This window comes from Streptomyces tropicalis (assembly GCF_029269835.1).
Taxonomy (GTDB): Bacteria; Actinomycetota; Actinomycetes; order Streptomycetales; family Streptomycetaceae; genus Streptomyces; species Streptomyces tropicalis.
The window spans coordinates 33341-48000 of sequence record NZ_JARJBB010000014.1 but is presented as its reverse complement, the minus strand read 5'-3'; the positions used below and the strand labels follow the sequence as shown (position 1 = coordinate 48000).

General features: G+C 72.1%; 14 protein-coding genes. 9 read left to right on the top strand and 5 right to left on the bottom strand.

All coding sequences use genetic code 11. The annotated features are described in order from the left end of the window. Positions 1-379: 379 nt before the first annotated feature. Entirely contained in the window at positions 380-1876 is a 1497-nt protein-coding gene (locus tag P3H78_RS23735) for an oligopeptide:H+ symporter (protein WP_276111160.1), read from the bottom strand. Positions 1877-2373: 497 nt separating this feature from the next. Here P3H78_RS23735 and P3H78_RS23730 point away from each other — a divergent pair, with 497 nt between their 5' ends. After that, entirely contained in the window at positions 2374-3051 is a 678-nt protein-coding gene (locus tag P3H78_RS23730; protein ID WP_053661516.1) for a response regulator transcription factor, read from the top strand. A gap of 28 nt (positions 3052-3079) precedes the next feature. Further along, positions 3080-4351: a sensor histidine kinase gene (locus P3H78_RS23725; RefSeq protein WP_276111159.1), complete on the top strand. Its 1272-nt coding sequence runs from the start codon at positions 3080-3082 to the stop codon at positions 4349-4351. Positions 4352-4422: 71 nt separating this feature from the next. Here P3H78_RS23725 and P3H78_RS23720 read toward each other — a convergent pair whose 3' ends face one another. Continuing rightward, entirely contained in the window at positions 4423-4965 is a 543-nt protein-coding gene (locus P3H78_RS23720; RefSeq protein ID WP_276111158.1) for a GtrA family protein, read from the bottom strand. A gap of 209 nt (positions 4966-5174) precedes the next feature. Between P3H78_RS23720 and P3H78_RS23715 the strand changes: the two genes are divergently transcribed. From P3H78_RS23715 to P3H78_RS23705, 3 genes are read left to right on the top strand one after another with little or no spacing between them, the layout of a single operon-like run. Continuing rightward, positions 5175-6314: a 5-(carboxyamino)imidazole ribonucleotide synthase gene (locus P3H78_RS23715; RefSeq protein WP_276111157.1), complete on the top strand. Its 1140-nt coding sequence runs from the start codon at positions 5175-5177 to the stop codon at positions 6312-6314. Beyond that, positions 6311-6874, top strand: a complete 564-nt coding sequence (gene purE, locus P3H78_RS23710; protein WP_276111156.1) for a 5-(carboxyamino)imidazole ribonucleotide mutase — start codon at positions 6311-6313, stop codon at positions 6872-6874. The genes P3H78_RS23715 and purE overlap by 4 nt, the downstream gene beginning before the upstream one ends. Before the next feature lie 5 nt (positions 6875-6879). After that, a complete protein-coding gene (locus P3H78_RS23705) occupies positions 6880-8058 on the top strand; it encodes a dipeptidase (RefSeq protein WP_438828031.1) in 1179 nt (392 codons plus the stop codon). Between the two features lie 149 nt (positions 8059-8207). On the opposite strand, the gene P3H78_RS23700 is transcribed toward P3H78_RS23705, so the two are convergent. Further along, positions 8208-8567 carry a VOC family protein gene (locus tag P3H78_RS23700; RefSeq protein ID WP_276111154.1) on the bottom strand — a complete coding sequence of 120 codons (360 nt, stop codon included), beginning with the start codon at positions 8565-8567 and terminating at the stop codon, positions 8208-8210. Between the two features lie 125 nt (positions 8568-8692). On the opposite strand from P3H78_RS23700, the gene P3H78_RS23695 reads away from it, so the two are divergent. Further along, positions 8693-9199 (top strand): CGNR zinc finger domain-containing protein, encoded by a 507-nt coding sequence (locus tag P3H78_RS23695; protein WP_276111153.1) that lies wholly within the window; start codon positions 8693-8695, stop codon positions 9197-9199. 154 nt (positions 9200-9353) lie between these two features. Here the strand turns inward: P3H78_RS23695 and P3H78_RS23690 are convergent, their stop codons facing one another. Further along, entirely contained in the window at positions 9354-10697 is a 1344-nt protein-coding gene (locus tag P3H78_RS23690) for a UDP-glucose dehydrogenase family protein (RefSeq protein WP_276111152.1), read from the bottom strand. 189 nt (positions 10698-10886) lie between these two features. Here P3H78_RS23690 and P3H78_RS23685 point away from each other — a divergent pair, with 189 nt between their 5' ends. Beyond that, positions 10887-12044, top strand: coding sequence for an acyl-CoA dehydrogenase (locus tag P3H78_RS23685; protein ID WP_276111151.1), 1158 nt, complete (start codon positions 10887-10889; stop codon positions 12042-12044). 170 nt (positions 12045-12214) lie between these two features. Beyond that, positions 12215-12583, top strand: a complete 369-nt coding sequence (locus P3H78_RS23680; protein ID WP_276111150.1) for a four-helix bundle copper-binding protein — start codon at positions 12215-12217, stop codon at positions 12581-12583. Positions 12584-12686: 103 nt separating this feature from the next. Here P3H78_RS23680 and P3H78_RS23675 read toward each other — a convergent pair whose 3' ends face one another. Next, entirely contained in the window at positions 12687-13964 is a 1278-nt protein-coding gene (locus P3H78_RS23675; RefSeq protein ID WP_276111149.1) for an LCP family protein, read from the bottom strand. A gap of 120 nt (positions 13965-14084) precedes the next feature. Between P3H78_RS23675 and P3H78_RS23670 the strand changes: the two genes are divergently transcribed. After that, positions 14085-14642: an acyl-CoA thioesterase gene (locus P3H78_RS23670; protein ID WP_276111148.1), complete on the top strand. Its 558-nt coding sequence runs from the start codon at positions 14085-14087 to the stop codon at positions 14640-14642. The last annotated feature ends 18 nt before the right edge of the window (positions 14643-14660 follow it).

Genomic DNA, 14660 nt, shown 5'->3' with positions numbered 1-14660 from the left:
CCCCTTCACGCCCGCACGGACCGCCCGCCCGCACGGACCGCCCCCCACGGACCGCCCGGCCTCACCGCCCGGCCTCAGGGACCGCCCGGCCTCAGGGGCCGCCCGGCCGCACGGACCGCCCGCCCGCACGGACCGCCCGGCCCCGGGACCGGCCTCGCCCGGCCACGCCCCCGGGCCCGGCTCTGCTCGCCCGGTCCGGTTCCCGGGCCGCCTCTGGCCTCCCCGCAGACCGCCCGGCCCCGCCCGCCCCCGCGCGAACGCCCCCGCTCCCGGAAACAGGGCGTCTCCGGGAACGGGGGCGTTCGGGCGAAAAGGCGGGAGGGCCGCCCCATCCCCCGAGGATGCGGTGGCCCTCCCGTGTCCCTACGGGCGGAACGGGTCAGTTCACGTCGCCCATGAGGTCCTTGACCTTGCGGCGGTACATCCACACCGCCAGGCCGGCGATCACCGCGAGGGCGGCCTGCAGGGTGACGATGCCGGTCTTGTTCAGGTCGACACCGGCGATGGAGAGCAGACCGGTCGTGGCGTCACCGGCGGTGACGGCCAGGAACCAGACGCCCATCATCTGGGAGGCGTACTTCGCGGGCGCCATCTTCGTGGTGACCGACAGGCCCACCGGCGACAGCGTCAGCTCGCCCACGGTCTGCACGAAGTAGATCGCCACCAGCCACATCGCGGCCGCCTTGTGACCGCCGTCGGCGATCGCGAGCGGGGCGAGGAAGAGGAAGAAGGACGCGCCGATCATGATCAGGCCCATGGCGAACTTCGCCGCGGTGCTCGGCTCCTTGCCGCGCCGCGCCAGTGCCAGCCACGCCCAGGCGAAGACCGGGGCCAGCACCATGATCATGATCGGGTTGACCGACTGGTACCAGGAGACCGGGAAGCCCCAGCCGAAGATCGTGTTCTTCGCGGAGGAGTCGGCGAACAGGGAGACGGTGGAGCCACCCTGGTCGTAGATCATCCAGAAGACGGCCGCGGCGACGAAGAACCAGATGTACGCCGTCATCTTCGACTGCTCGGGACGGTCGAGGTCCTTGTCCCGCTTGATGCGCGCGATGACCAGGATCGGGATGACCAGGCCGGCCAGCGTGATCGGGACCAGCAGCCAGTTCAGCGTGTACGCACCGGAGAAGCCGACGATCGCGTAGAAGACGACCGCGACACCCGCCCACAGGGCGGACTTCATCAGGGTGGACCGCTTCTCCTCGGCCGACAGCGGGGTCGGGACGACGCTCGAGCGGGCGTCCAGGTGGCGGCTGCCCAGCAGGAACTGGGCCAGGCCCAGCGCCATGCCGACCGCGGCCAGCGCGAAGCCGAGGTGCCAGTTGACGCTCTCGCCGACGGTGCCGATGACCAGCGGCGCGAGGAAGGCGCCGAGGTTGATGCCGATGTAGAAGAGGGTGAAGCCACCGTCGCGGCGCTCGTCCTCGGGGCCGTTGTAGAGGTGGCCGACCATCGTCGAGATGTTGGCCTTCAGCAGACCGGAGCCGATGGCCACCAGGCCCAGGCCGGCGAAGAAGGTGCCCGAGCTGGGCAGTGCCAGCGTCAGGTGGCCGACCATGATGATCGCGCCCGCGACGGCGACCGTCTTGCGGGGGCCGAGCACGCGGTCGGCGAACCAGCCGCCCGGCAGGGCGAGCAGGTAGACGAGGGACAGGTAGACCGAGTAGATCGCGGTCGCGGTGGCCGCGTTCATGTGCAGGCCGCCCGGTGCCACCAGGTAGAGCGGAAGCAGGGCCTTCATGCCGTAGTAGGAGAACCGCTCCCACATCTCCGTCATGAAGAGGGTGGCCAGGCCGCGGGGGTGGCCGAAGAAGGTCTTCTCGGAACCGGGGGTGCCCGGACGGACCGAGTCCTTCGTCAGGCTGGACGCCATGGTCGTTCCTTGCTGGTCGGGACGCGCTGCGATGAGCGGAAACGCGCCCGGTGGGGGCGGCCGGCACCGGCAGGACCGTCGTCCACCCCACGCCCGGGGGGAGTCCGCTCCGGGTCTCGGAGCGGCGGACGGCAGTCACCGGGATCCACGCCTCCACACGCGTAGATGTGGCAGGCCCGGCCCTAGGTCATTCCTATCGAGGCCGGTGTGACCGGCCCGCACATGAAAGAGACCCTCAGCGTCTGGAAGACGATCGCCAAAGGTCCCCGGTGTGCTACAGGCGTTCAGGTCACCTTACGGCAGGACACTGCCGGAAATGGAAGGACTTGAGACGCGGATCACAGGGAAGCGCGGAACCGCGCGCACCCTGCCGGTGTTCCCCCAGGATCGCATCTCCGTTCGGTGGCCCGTGCCGCAGGGGCAAGGTAAGAACGGCCGCGGCCGATCACACCGCAGCACCGCCCCGGCGTGCGGCGCGGGCGGACTACCATCAGCTCATGACCCGTGTACTGCTCGCCGAGGACGACGCGTCCATCTCGGAGCCGCTGGCCCGCGCACTGCGCCGGGAAGGTTACGAGGTCGAGGTGCGTGAGGACGGACCCACCGCGCTCGACGCCGGAATGCAGGGCGGCGTCGACCTGGTCGTGCTCGACCTCGGCCTGCCCGGCATGGACGGCCTGGAGGTCGCCCGCCGCCTGCGCGCCGACGGCCACACCGTGCCGATCCTCATCCTGACCGCCCGTGCCGACGAGGTGGACACCGTCGTCGGCCTGGACGCCGGCGCCGACGACTACGTCACCAAGCCGTTCCGCCTCGCCGAGCTGCTGGCCCGCGTCCGGGCCCTGCTGCGGCGCGGCGCCGCCGAGCCCCAGCAGCCGCCGGCCACGCACGGCGTCCGCATCGACGTCGAGTCGCACCGCGCCTGGATGGGCGAGGAGGAACTCCAGCTCACCGCGAAGGAGTTCGACCTGCTGCGGGTGCTCGTGCGCGACGCCGGCCGGGTCGTCACCCGCGACCAGCTGATGCGCGAGGTCTGGGACACCACGTGGTGGTCGTCGACCAAGACCCTCGACATGCACATCTCCTGGCTGCGCAAGAAGCTCGGCGACGACGCGGCCAACCCCCGCTACATCGCCACCGTGCGCGGCGTGGGCTTCCGCTTCGAGAAGAGCTGAGTCCCCGGGGCCCGGCAGGTAAGAGGACATGCGCCGCCGACTGATCCAGTCCACGCTCGCCGTGGTGCTCGTGGTGATCGCCGTCTTCGGTGTCTCCCTGGTGATCGTGGAGACCCGGACGATCAGCAACAGCGCCCAGGAGCGGGTCGACTCCGAGGCGCTGCGGCTGGCCAGCATCGTCGACAGCCGGCTGCTCGGCGCGGAGACCGTCAACGCGCAGATCCTCAAGGAGCAGGTCACCGACAGCCCCTACGCCGTGATCCGGATCCCCGGCGAACGGGTCATCGAGGTCGGGCGGAAGCCGTCCGGCGAGGTGATCCGCTCCACGGCCCGGGGCGAGCAGGGCGAGACGGTCACCGTCGAGGAGCCGCGCTCCACGGTGACCCGCGAGGTCGGGCGGACGCTGCTGATCATCGGGCTGGTGGCGCTGCTCGCGGTGGTCGCCGCGGTGCTGCTCGCGATCCGCCAGGCCAACCGGCTCGCCTCCCCGCTGACCGACCTCGCCCAGACCGCCGAGCGCCTCGGCTCGGGCGACCCCCGTCCCCGCCACAAGCGCTACGGCGTTCCGGAACTGGACCGGGTCGCCGACGTCCTGGACTCCTCCGCCGAGCGCATCGGCCGCATGCTCACCGCGGAGCGGCGGCTGGCCGCCGACGCCTCCCACCAGCTGCGCACCCCGCTGACGGCGCTGTCGATGCGGCTGGAGGAGATCACCCTCACCGACGACCCGGACACGGTGAAGGACGAGGCGAACGTGGCGCTGACCCAGGTCGAGCGCCTCACCGACGTGGTGGAGCGCCTGCTCACGAACTCCCGGGATCCGCGCACCGGCTCCGCCGTCTCCTTCGACCTGGACGAGGTCATCCAGCAGCAGCTCGCCGAGTGGCGCCCCGCCTACCGCAGCGTCGGCCGCGCGGTGGTCAGCTCGGGCAAGCGGCACCTGCAGGCCGTCGGCACGCCCGGCGCGGTCGCGCAGGTGCTGGCCGCGCTGATCGAGAACTCGCTCATGCACGGGGGCGGCACGGTCGCGCTGCGCACCCGTGTGACCGGGAACCAGGCGGTCGTGGAGGTCACCGACGAGGGTCCCGGCGTCCCCGCCGACCTCGGCGCCCGGATCTTCGAGCGCACGATCAGCGGCCGGAACTCCACGGGCATCGGCCTGGCCGTCGCCCGCGACCTCGCGGAGGCCGACGGCGGCCGCCTGGAGCTGCTCCAGGCCCAGCCCCCGGTGTTCGGGCTCTTCCTGTCCCGCACCCCGCCCTCGCGGCGTCTCGCGGAGGACCGGCCCATGGTCCGCTGATCCGCCGGCCCCGATCGCGCGGCGGCGGGGAGGGAGGAGCGGGGGTCAGCGGCAGGCGCCGGCCAGAGGCGTCAGCGGTAGGCCCGCGGCCGCGGCCGGCCGGACTCCGCCTCGAGGATCGACTCCGCGTCCGCCACGGCCGCGCGGGCCGGCAGCGTGCGGAACACCCAGCTCCGGTAGGACCAGAAGCGGAACAGGGTCGCCACGCCGATGCCGAGGAACTTGAAGACGTTGCTCTGCAGCGGGCTGTCCCAGCCGAAGCCGTACGTCGCCAGGTAGAGCACGCCGTTCTCGATCACCAGGCCGATGACGCTGAACAGCAGGAACAGGCCCAGTTCCCTGGTGCGGCCGCTCTTGTCGCGGTCGCGGTAGGTCCAGTACCGGAAACCGATGTAGTTGAAGACGATCGCCACGATCGTCGCGATCACACTCGCCCGTACCACCTGCAGGCCGGTCACGTGCCGGACCAGGTTGAAGACGAGCAGATTGACCAGGAGTCCCGCTCCGCCCACCGCGCCGAACTTGGCCATCTCACGCCAGAGCCGGTCGACACGCCTCCTCAGGGCACTGCGGGGCGTCGCGGGCGCCGGTCGAAGCGCCGAGGAACGTCCCATGGTCGTGAAGGCCCCCGTCCGGTCGGTTTCGTCAACCCCGCCATGCTAACCAGCGGCCCGGCCCCGCGCCTGCGGACCGGGCTCCCGGCGGGCAACGGATCGGGAAGAGTCCGGGAAAGGACCGGCAAGAAGGCCCGGAAACACGGGGCGGGGACGCGCACCGAGGGCGCGGAATCCGGCCCCGGTGGCGCGGCCGATACCCTGGGGGCGTGACGTTCCCGGTAGTCGGCATGGTCGGCGGTGGCCAGCTCGCTCGTATGACACACGAGTCGGGCATCCCGCTGGGCATCAGGTTCAAGCTCCTCAGTGACACTCCCCAGGACTCCGCGGCGCAGGTCGTGAGCGACGTCGTCATCGGCGACTACCGCGACCTGGACACGCTGCGCGCCTTCGCACGGGGCTGCGACGTGATCACCTTCGATCACGAGCACGTGCCCACCGAGCACCTACGGGCCCTGGAGGCGGACGGCATCCCCGTGCGCCCCGGCCCCGACGCGCTCGTGCACGCCCAGGACAAGGGCGTGATGCGGGCCAGGCTCGACGCGATCGGCGTCCCCTGCCCCCGGCACCGCATCGTGGCCGACCCGCAGGACGTCGCCGCGTTCGCGGCCGAGGGCGACGGCTTCCCCGTCGTCCTCAAGACCGTCCGCGGCGGCTACGACGGCAAGGGCGTGTGGGTCGTCGGCTCCGCCGAGGAGGCCGCCGAGCCGTTCCGCGCCGGCGTCCCGGTCCTCGCCGAGGAGAAGGTCGACTACGTGCGCGAGCTCGCCGCGAACGTGGTGCGCTCCCCGCACGGCCAGGCCGTGGCCTACCCGGTGGTCGAGTCCCGGCAGGTCGACGGGGTCTGCGACACCGTGATCGCGCCCGCCCCCGACCTCGACGAGGACCTCGCGCTGCACGCCGAGGAGATGGCGCTGCGCATCGCCGGCGAGCTCGGCGTCGTCGGCCACCTGGCCGTGGAGCTGTTCCAGACCCGCGACGGCCGCGTCCTCGTCAACGAGCTGGCGATGCGCCCGCACAACTCCGGCCACTGGTCGATGGACGGCGCGGTCACCTCCCAGTTCGCCAACCACGTCCGCGCGGTCCTCGACCTGCCGCTGGGCGACCCGCGCCCGCGCGCCCCGTGGACCGTCATGGTCAACGTCCTCGGCGGCGACTTCCCCGACATGTACTCCGCGTACCTGCACTGCATGGCCCGGGACCCCCAGCTCAAGATCCACATGTACGGCAAGGACGTGAAGCCCGGCCGGAAGGTCGGACACGTCAACACCTACGGCGACGACCTCGACGACGTGCTGGAGCGCGCCCGTCACGCTGCCGGCTACCTGAGAGGCACCATCACCGAATGAGCCCCGCCCACCGCCCCTCCACCGGCGCCGGCACGCGCCCCGCCCCGTCGGTCGGCATCGTCATGGGGTCGGACTCCGACTGGCCCGTCATGGAGGCCGCGGCCAAGGCCCTGGACGAGTTCGAGATCGCGTACGAGGTCGACGTGGTCTCCGCGCACCGCATGCCGCGCGAGATGATCACGTACGGCGAGCAGGCCGCCGAGCGCGGGCTCAAGGCGATCATCGCGGGGGCCGGCGGCGCCGCCCACCTGCCCGGCATGCTCGCCTCCGTCACCCCGCTCCCGGTCATCGGCGTCCCGGTCCCGCTGAAGTACCTCGACGGCATGGACTCGCTGCTGTCCATCGTGCAGATGCCGGCCGGCGTCCCCGTGGCGACCGTGTCCGTCGCCGGCGCCCGCAACGCCGGACTGCTCGCCGCCCGGATCCTCGCCACCCACGACGAGGAACTGCTCGGCCGGATGCGGGAGTTCCAGCACGAGCTCAACGACCAGGCCACCGAGAAGGGCAAGCGGCTGCGCACCAAGGTCGAGGGCTCCGGCAGCTTCGGGTTCGGGAAGTGAGCGCGATGGACTCCCTGGACGCCGTGCGGGAGCTGCTCGCCGAGTTCCCGGTCGTCGACGGACACAACGACCTGCCGTGGGCCCTGCGCGCCCACGCCCGGTACGACCTCGACGCCCTCGACATCGCCACCCACCAGCACGAGCACCTGCACACCGACCTCCCGCGCCTGCGCAGCGGCGGCGTCGGCGCGCAGTTCTGGTCGGTGTACGTGCCCGCCGACCTGCCCGAGCCGGTGCCGGCCACCCTGGAGCAGATCGACTGCGTACGGCAGCTGCTGGACCGCTACCCGGCCGACCTGGCGCCCGCCCGGACCGCCGCGGACATGGAGGCGGCCCGCCGCGACGGCCGGATCGCCTCCCTCATGGGCGCCGAGGGCGGCCACTCCATCGCCAACTCCCTGGGCACCCTGCGCGGCCTGTACGCGCTCGGCGTCCGCTACATGACGCTCACCCACAACGACAACGTGGCCTGGGCGGACTCGGCCACCGACGAGCCCGCGGCCGGCGGCCTGTCCCGGTTCGGCCGCGAGGTGGTCCGGGAGATGAACCGGCTCGGCATGCTCGTCGACCTGTCCCACGTGGCGGCGACGACCATGCGGGACGCGCTGGACGCGACGTCCGCGCCGGTGATCTTCTCCCACTCCTCGTCCCGGGCCGTCTGCGACCACCCCCGCAACATCCCCGACGACGTGCTGGAGCGGCTGCCCGCCAACGGCGGCGTGGCCATGGTGACGTTCGTGCCGAAGTTCGTGCTCCAGGCCGCCGTCGACTGGACGGCCGCCGCGGACGAGAACATGCGCGCCCACGGCTTCCACCACCTCGACACCACCCCCGAGGCCATGAAGGTCCACCGGGCGTTCGAGGAGCGCACCCCCCGCCCGGTCGCCACGGCGTCCACGGTCGCCGACCACCTCGACCACATGCGCGAGGTCGCGGGCATCGACCACCTCGGCATCGGCGGCGACTACGACGGCACCGCCTTCACCCCGGACGGCCTGGACGACGTCTCCGGCTACCCGAACCTGCTGGCCGAGCTGCTGGACCGCGGCTGGTCCCGGGCGGACCTGGCCAAGCTGACCTGGAAGAACGCGGTACGTGTCCTCGGTGCCGCCGAGGACGTGGCCCGCGGGCTGCAGGCCACCCGCGGCCCGTCGAACGCCACCATCGACGAGCTCGACGGCTGACCGGCCCGGCGGCGGGCGGGAGGGGGACGGGGCGGCCGGCGCGACCGGTCGCCCCGCCGCGTGCCCGGGCCCTGCCGCACCCGCCCACGGACCCGGCCGCCGGCACCACCCGCCCGCCGGCGGCACGGGTCAGCAGGCGCACGGGCAGATCAGCAGGCGCACAGGCAGAACGGATGCCCCGCCGGGTCCGCGTACACCCGGAAGCTCCGCTCCCGGTCGTCGGCGTCCAGCGGCTTCGCCCCCAGTGCGAGCACGCGGTGCTCGGCCTCGTCGAGGTCGTCGACGGCGAGGTCGAGGTGGAACTGCTGCGAGGCGTCCGCGTCGGGCCAGCGCGGCGGGACGTACCCCGGCGCCGCCTGGAAGGCCAGCGGCGTGGCACCGGGCACCTTGAGGTCCACCCAGTCGCCCCGGTCCTCGACGGTCCCGCCGAGCACCTCGGCGTAGAAACCGGCCAGCGCGGCCGGGTCGGGGCAGTCCAGCACGACGGCACCCAGTGCGGCGAGAGCCATGACTTCCTCCCTGACGGGTCCGGCACCGCCGGTTACCCGTGAAGACGATATGACGGTAACGCTTACCGCATGCTCCCCCAGAGCAGGTAACGCCGCAAGCGAAGAGGCGGGGTACGGTCGCCGGTATGAGTGAGCGAACGCCCGCACCCGGGGCGCTGGCGCTGGTGGAGTCCCTGGTGAACACCCTCGACATCGAGACGGGCACCGACTCCCTCGGCACCGCCGCCGGCCGGGAGGCCCTCGGCATCTCCGAGACCGAGGTGCCCGCGGCGCGCGACCTGCGCGAGGCCCTGCGCGCCGCCCTGCTCGCCCACGCCGGCCACCCCCCGCACCGCGCCGTGACCCCGCTCGGCACCCTCCTCGCCCGGGCACCCCTGCTGGTCACCGTCGACGAACGGGACGGGTCCGCCGCTCTCGCCCCGGCCGACCGGGCCCCGCTGGCCTCCCGGATCGCGGCAGCCGTCGCCGGAGGACTCGTCGCGGGCACCTGGCACCGGCTGAAGGCGTGCGAGGCCGCCGACTGCCACTGGGCCTACTACGACCGCAGCCCGGCCGGCCGCAGCCGCTGGTGCTCGATGCAGGTGTGCGGGGCGCGCGCCAAGATGCGCCGGTACCGGGCGAAGCAGCCCTGACCCGGCAGGCGTTCCGGGACCGTGCGACGGTCCCGTGGTGCAGAATGCGTGCAGACGCCGGTTCGGCCGACTGAGCCTCGGCCGAACCGGCGTCCTCGTGCACGGTGCGCCCCGCTGTGCCCGGGCGTGCGGGGCGGGGCCGGAAGCGCCCGCGTCAGGCGGTCGGGCGGCCCATCGCCCGGTACGTCCAGCCGGCCCGCCGCCACAGCTCCGGGTCGAGCGCGTTGCGCCCGTCGAGCACCAGCCGCCGCGCCGCGACCTCGCCCAGCGCCGCCGGGTCCAGCTCGCGGAACTCGCGCCACTCCGTCAGGTGCAGGACGACATCGGCGCCCCGGACCGCCTCCAGCGCGGAGCCGGCGTAGCCGAGCGTCGGGAAGACCCGGCGCGCGTTCTCCATGCCCTTGGGGTCGTAGACCGTGACCTGCCCGCCCTGGAGGTGTATCTGGCCGGCCACGTTCAGCGCCGGCGAGTCGCGCACGTCGTCCGAGTCGGGCTTGAAGCTCGCCCCGAGCACCGCGACCCGCTTGCCGAGGAAGGAGCCCCCGCCCAGCGCCTCCCGCGCCAGCTCCACCATCTGGCCGCGCTGGCGCATGTTGATGGAGTCGATCTCGCGCAGGAACGTCAGCGCCTGGTCGGCGCCCAGCTCACCGGCGCGCGCCATGAACGCCCGGATGTCCTTGGGCAGGCAGCCGCCGCCGAAGCCGATGCCGGCCCGCAGGAACTTCCGGCCGATCCGGTCGTCGTACCCGATCGCCTCCGCCAGCCCGGCGACGTCGCCGCCGGCCGCCTCGCAGACCTCCGCCATCGCGTTGATGAAGGAGATCTTGGTCGCGAGGAAGGAGTTGGCCGAGGTCTTCACCAGCTCGGCCGTCGGGAAGTCGGTCACCACGAAGGGGGAGCCCTCGCCGACCGGCGTCGCGTACACCTCGCGCAGCAGCTTCTCGGCGTGCCCGCTGCGCACGCCGACCACGATCCGGTCCGGGTGCAGGGTGTCCTCGACGGCGAAGCCCTCGCGCAGGAACTCCGGGTTCCACGCCAGCTCCACCTCCTCGCCGGCGGGCGCGAGCTCCGCGATCGTGCGGGCCAGCCGGTCCGCCGAGCCGACCGGCACGGTGGACTTGCCGACGACCAGGGCGGGGCCGGTCAGGTGCGGGGCGAGCGAGGCGATCGCGGACTCCACGTAGGACATGTCGCAGGCGTACTCGCCGTGCTTCTGCGGAGTGTTCACGCAGACGAAGTGGATGTCGCCGAACGCGGCCACCTCGGCGAAGTCCATGGTGAAGCGCAGCCGCCCGGTGGAGCCCTCGATGCCCGCCACGTGCCGGCGCAGCAGGTCCTCCAGACCGGGCTCGTACATCGGGACCTCGCCCCGCTGGAGCATCTCGATCTTCTCGGGGACCACGTCGAGTCCCAGCACCTCGAACCCGAGCTCGGCCATGGCCGCGGCGTGCGTCGCGCCGAGATAGCCGGTGCCGATCACGGTGATCTTGAGGCTCATGGATGCTCCAGGAGGGACGATGGTGATGCGGTGGTCGAGCATAGCCGGGGGTTGCCGGAGCCCTTCGCCGGGCAATTCTCCCGCTGTCGCCAAGCTCACGTGTCACAGGCGTGGGCGGCCCCCTAAAATTCGAGTTACTTAACGGTAATTAGCGATATGCAGTGCGTCGTCATTGGAGCGTGAGAGACCTTGGCCGGATCGGCTGACTTCGACCTGTACCGCCCGTCCGAGGAGCACGACATGCTCCGCGACGCCGTCCGCTCGCTGGCCGAGGCGAAGATCGCGCCCCACGCCGCCGCGGTGGACGAGGAGGCACGGTTCCCGCAGGAGGCGCTCGACGCGCTGGTCGCGGGCGACCTGCACGCCGTGCACGTCCCCGAGGAGTACGGCGGCGCGGGCGCCGACGCCCTCGCCACGGTGATCGTCATCGAGGAGGTCGCCCGTGTCTGCGCCTCCTCCTCCCTGATCCCCGCGGTGAACAAGCTGGGCTCCCTGCCGGTGATCCTCTCCGGCTCCGAGGAGCTGAAGAAGAAGTACATGACGCCGCTCGCCAAGGGCGACGGGATGTTCTCGTACTGCCTGTCCGAGCCGGACGCCGGTTCCGACGCGGCGGGCATGAAGACCAAGGCCGTCCGCGACGGCGACTTCTGGGTCCTCAACGGCGTGAAGCGCTGGATCACGAACGCGGGCGTCTCGGAGTACTACACGGTGATGGCGGTCACCGACCCGGAGAAGCGCTCCAGGGGCATCTCCGCCTTCGTCGTGGAGAAGTCCGACGAGGGCGTCTCCTTCGGCGCCCCGGAGAAGAAGCTCGGCATCAAGGGCAGCCCGACCCGCGAGGTCTACCTCGACAACGTGCGCATCCCCGCCGACCGCATGATCGGCGCCGAGGGCACCGGCTTCGCGACCGCCATGAAGACCCTGGACCACACCCGCATCACCATCGCGGCCCAGGCCCTCGGCATCGCCCAGGGCGCCCTCGACTACGCCAAGGGCTACGTCCGCGAGCGCAAGCAGTTCGGCAAGCCGATCGCCGACTTCCAGGGCATCCAGTTCATGCTCGCCGACATGGCCATGAAGATCGAGGCGGCCCGTCAGCTCACCTACGCGGCCGCGGCCAAGTCCGAGCGCGGCGACGCCGACCTCACCTTCCAGGGCGCCGCGGCCAAGTGCTTCGCCTCGGACGTGGCGATGGAGGTCACCACGGACGCGGTCCAGCTCCTCGGCGGCTACGGCTACACCCGCGACTACCCGGTGGAGCGCATGATGCGCGACGCGAAGATCACGCAGATCTACGAAGGCACCAACCAGGTCCAGCGGATCGTGATGGCCCGCAACCTGCCGTAACCCGCCCAGGCACCGCAGAGCCCCCGGCACACCGCCGGGGGCTCTGCCGTGCGTGCGGACCGGGGCCGGCCCCCGGCGCTCCTCCGATGGCGCGGGGCCGCCGGTGGGCGTACGACGGAAAGCACACGGGGCCCGTCCCGTGGGTCCCGGCCGTCCCGCGAGGAGGAGTCATGACCCACACCCCACCCGGATCCGGCGCCGCCCTGTCCCCGGCGATGCAGGACTGCGTCCAGGCGTGCATGAGCTGCCACAACATCTGCGAGGAGGCCATGAGTTCCTGCATGCAGCGGGGCGGCCAGGCGCAGATGCAGATCATGCGCGCGCTGATGGACTGCTCCGAGATGACCCGCTCCTGCGCCGACATGATGATGCGGCGCTCGCCGCTGGCGACCGAGATGTGCGGGATGTGCGCCAAGGCCTGCGACATGTGCGCCGAGGCGTGCATGTCCATGCCCGACGACGAGATGATGCGGCGCTGTACGGAGGCGTGCCGCCACTGTGCGGACCTGTGCCGCTCGATGGCGGCGGTCCGTATGTGAGACCCGCCCCGGCGCCGGACGCGGCCCGCGGGCGGTCCGCACCCGGCCCGGACGCGGCGAGCCCCGCGGCCGTGGACCGCGGGGCTCGCCGTGCACACGGCCGTCAGTTGCTGGTGACGGTGACCTTCTGGTCGTGGTTCAGCTCGTCCACCAGCGTCTTCACCTTCGCCTTGTCCCAGACGAGGTTGCCGCCCGTGGAGCCGGATATCGGCATGTTCAGGGACGTGCCGTCGCCGCCGCTGACGCCCTTCATCGCCCAGAACATGGAGCCCAGGTCCCACAGGCCCATGTCCTTGTCGACGGTCAGGGAGTCCAGGCCCGCGCCCATGGTCGGGTAGAGCTTGAAGGGGTTCAGGACCGTCGACGGGGTGGCGACCTGGTGCGCCAGGGCGGACAGGAACTTCTGCTGGTTCTTGGTGCGCTGCAGGTCGGACGCCGCGAAGGCGTGCCGGGTCCGGACGAAGGCGAGGGCCTGGTCGCCGTTCAGCGTCTGCCTGCCCGCCTTGAAGTCCGCGCCGGAGTACTTGTCCTTGAAGCCCTGGTCGATGGTCATGTCGACACCGCCGACCGCGTCCACGATGTTGGCGAAGCCGGCGAAGCCGATCTCCACGTAGTGGTCGATGTGCAGGCCGGTGTTGGCCTCGATGGTGCGCACCAGCAGCGTCGGGCCGTCCTCCGCGTACGTGGCGTTGAGCTTCACGTGCCGGCCCTGCGCCGGGTAGTCCTTGCCGGACGTCGACCCCTTGTAGGAGGGGACCACCACGTCCGAGTCGCGCGGCAGCGAGACGAGCGTGTCGCCGTTGCTGCCGACGTGCAGGATCATCATCGAGTCGGTGCGCTTGCCCTCGGCGGAGCCGGTGTGCAGCTTCTTCTTGTCCGCGGCGGTGAGCCCGGCGCGGCTGTCGGACCCGACGATGAGGTAGTTCGTGCCGTCGCCCTCCGCGGGCCGGTCTATGACCTTGGACAGGTCGACGTCGCGGTGCAGCTTGGAGTCGGCCCAGAAGTAGGTGCCCACCGAGGCGGCCACCAGCAGGATCACCAGGGTGAGCGCGGTCCGCTTGATGCGGCGGCCCCAGTTCGGCGCCGGCCGCAGGTCACGGCCGCCCGGGTCGCCGGGCCCGCCGTAGACCTGCCCGGTGTTGTAGCCGTCGTCGTACTCGCCGTAGTCACCGCCGCCGTTGCCGTACGACGGCTGCTGCGGGACACCGTACGGAGGCGCCGAGGGACCGGGGCCGCCGTAGCCGCCCTGTCCGGGCGGGGCGGCCTGGCCGCGCCGCACCTGGCGCATCACGCGAGCGCTCTCGGGGTGCGGGGCTGAGCTGCCGCGTCCGTAGCGGGAGCCGCGGTTGTGTTCGGACCATCCCTCGGGCCAATCATTCATGCGCCCCAGTGTGCAGGGACCGGCGTGGTGTCTTACAAGGCCCGTCGGGAAATAGGGCCTCCGCTGTTGCGAAGCTGACACAAAATTCCGCGCCTGTGACCTCGGCATAAGGTAGGGGCCATGACACACCAGGCCTCCGCCGCCCAGTCCGGAACGTCGGACATCCCGGGCAAGCCCACATCGGCTTCCCGGACCACGCTCAGCCACATCATGACCCACAACGACACCAACCTCCTGGGCACGGTGCACGGCGGTGTGATCATGAAACTGGTCGACGACGCGGCGGGCGCGGTGGCCGGCAGGCACAGCGGCGGGCCCGCGGTCACCGCCTCGATGGACGAGATGGTGTTCCTGGAGCCGGTCCGCGTCGGCGACCTCGTCCATGTGAAGGCCCAGGTCAACTGGACCGGCCGGACGTCGATGGAGGTCGGCGTCCGGGTGCTGGCCGAGCGCTGGAACGAGTCCGCCCCGCCCACCCAGGTCGGCTCGGCCTACCTCGTCTTCGCCGCGGTGGACGCCGACGGCAAACCGCGCGCGGTGCCGCCGGTCGTCCCCGAGACCGAGCGGGACCGGCGGCGCTGCCAGGAGGCCCAGATCCGCCGCACCCACCGCCTGGCCCGCCGCCGGGCCATCAAGGAGCTGCGCGAGCGCCGCGCCGCCGAGGGCTACGAGGACTGAGCCCCCGCCCGGGGCCGC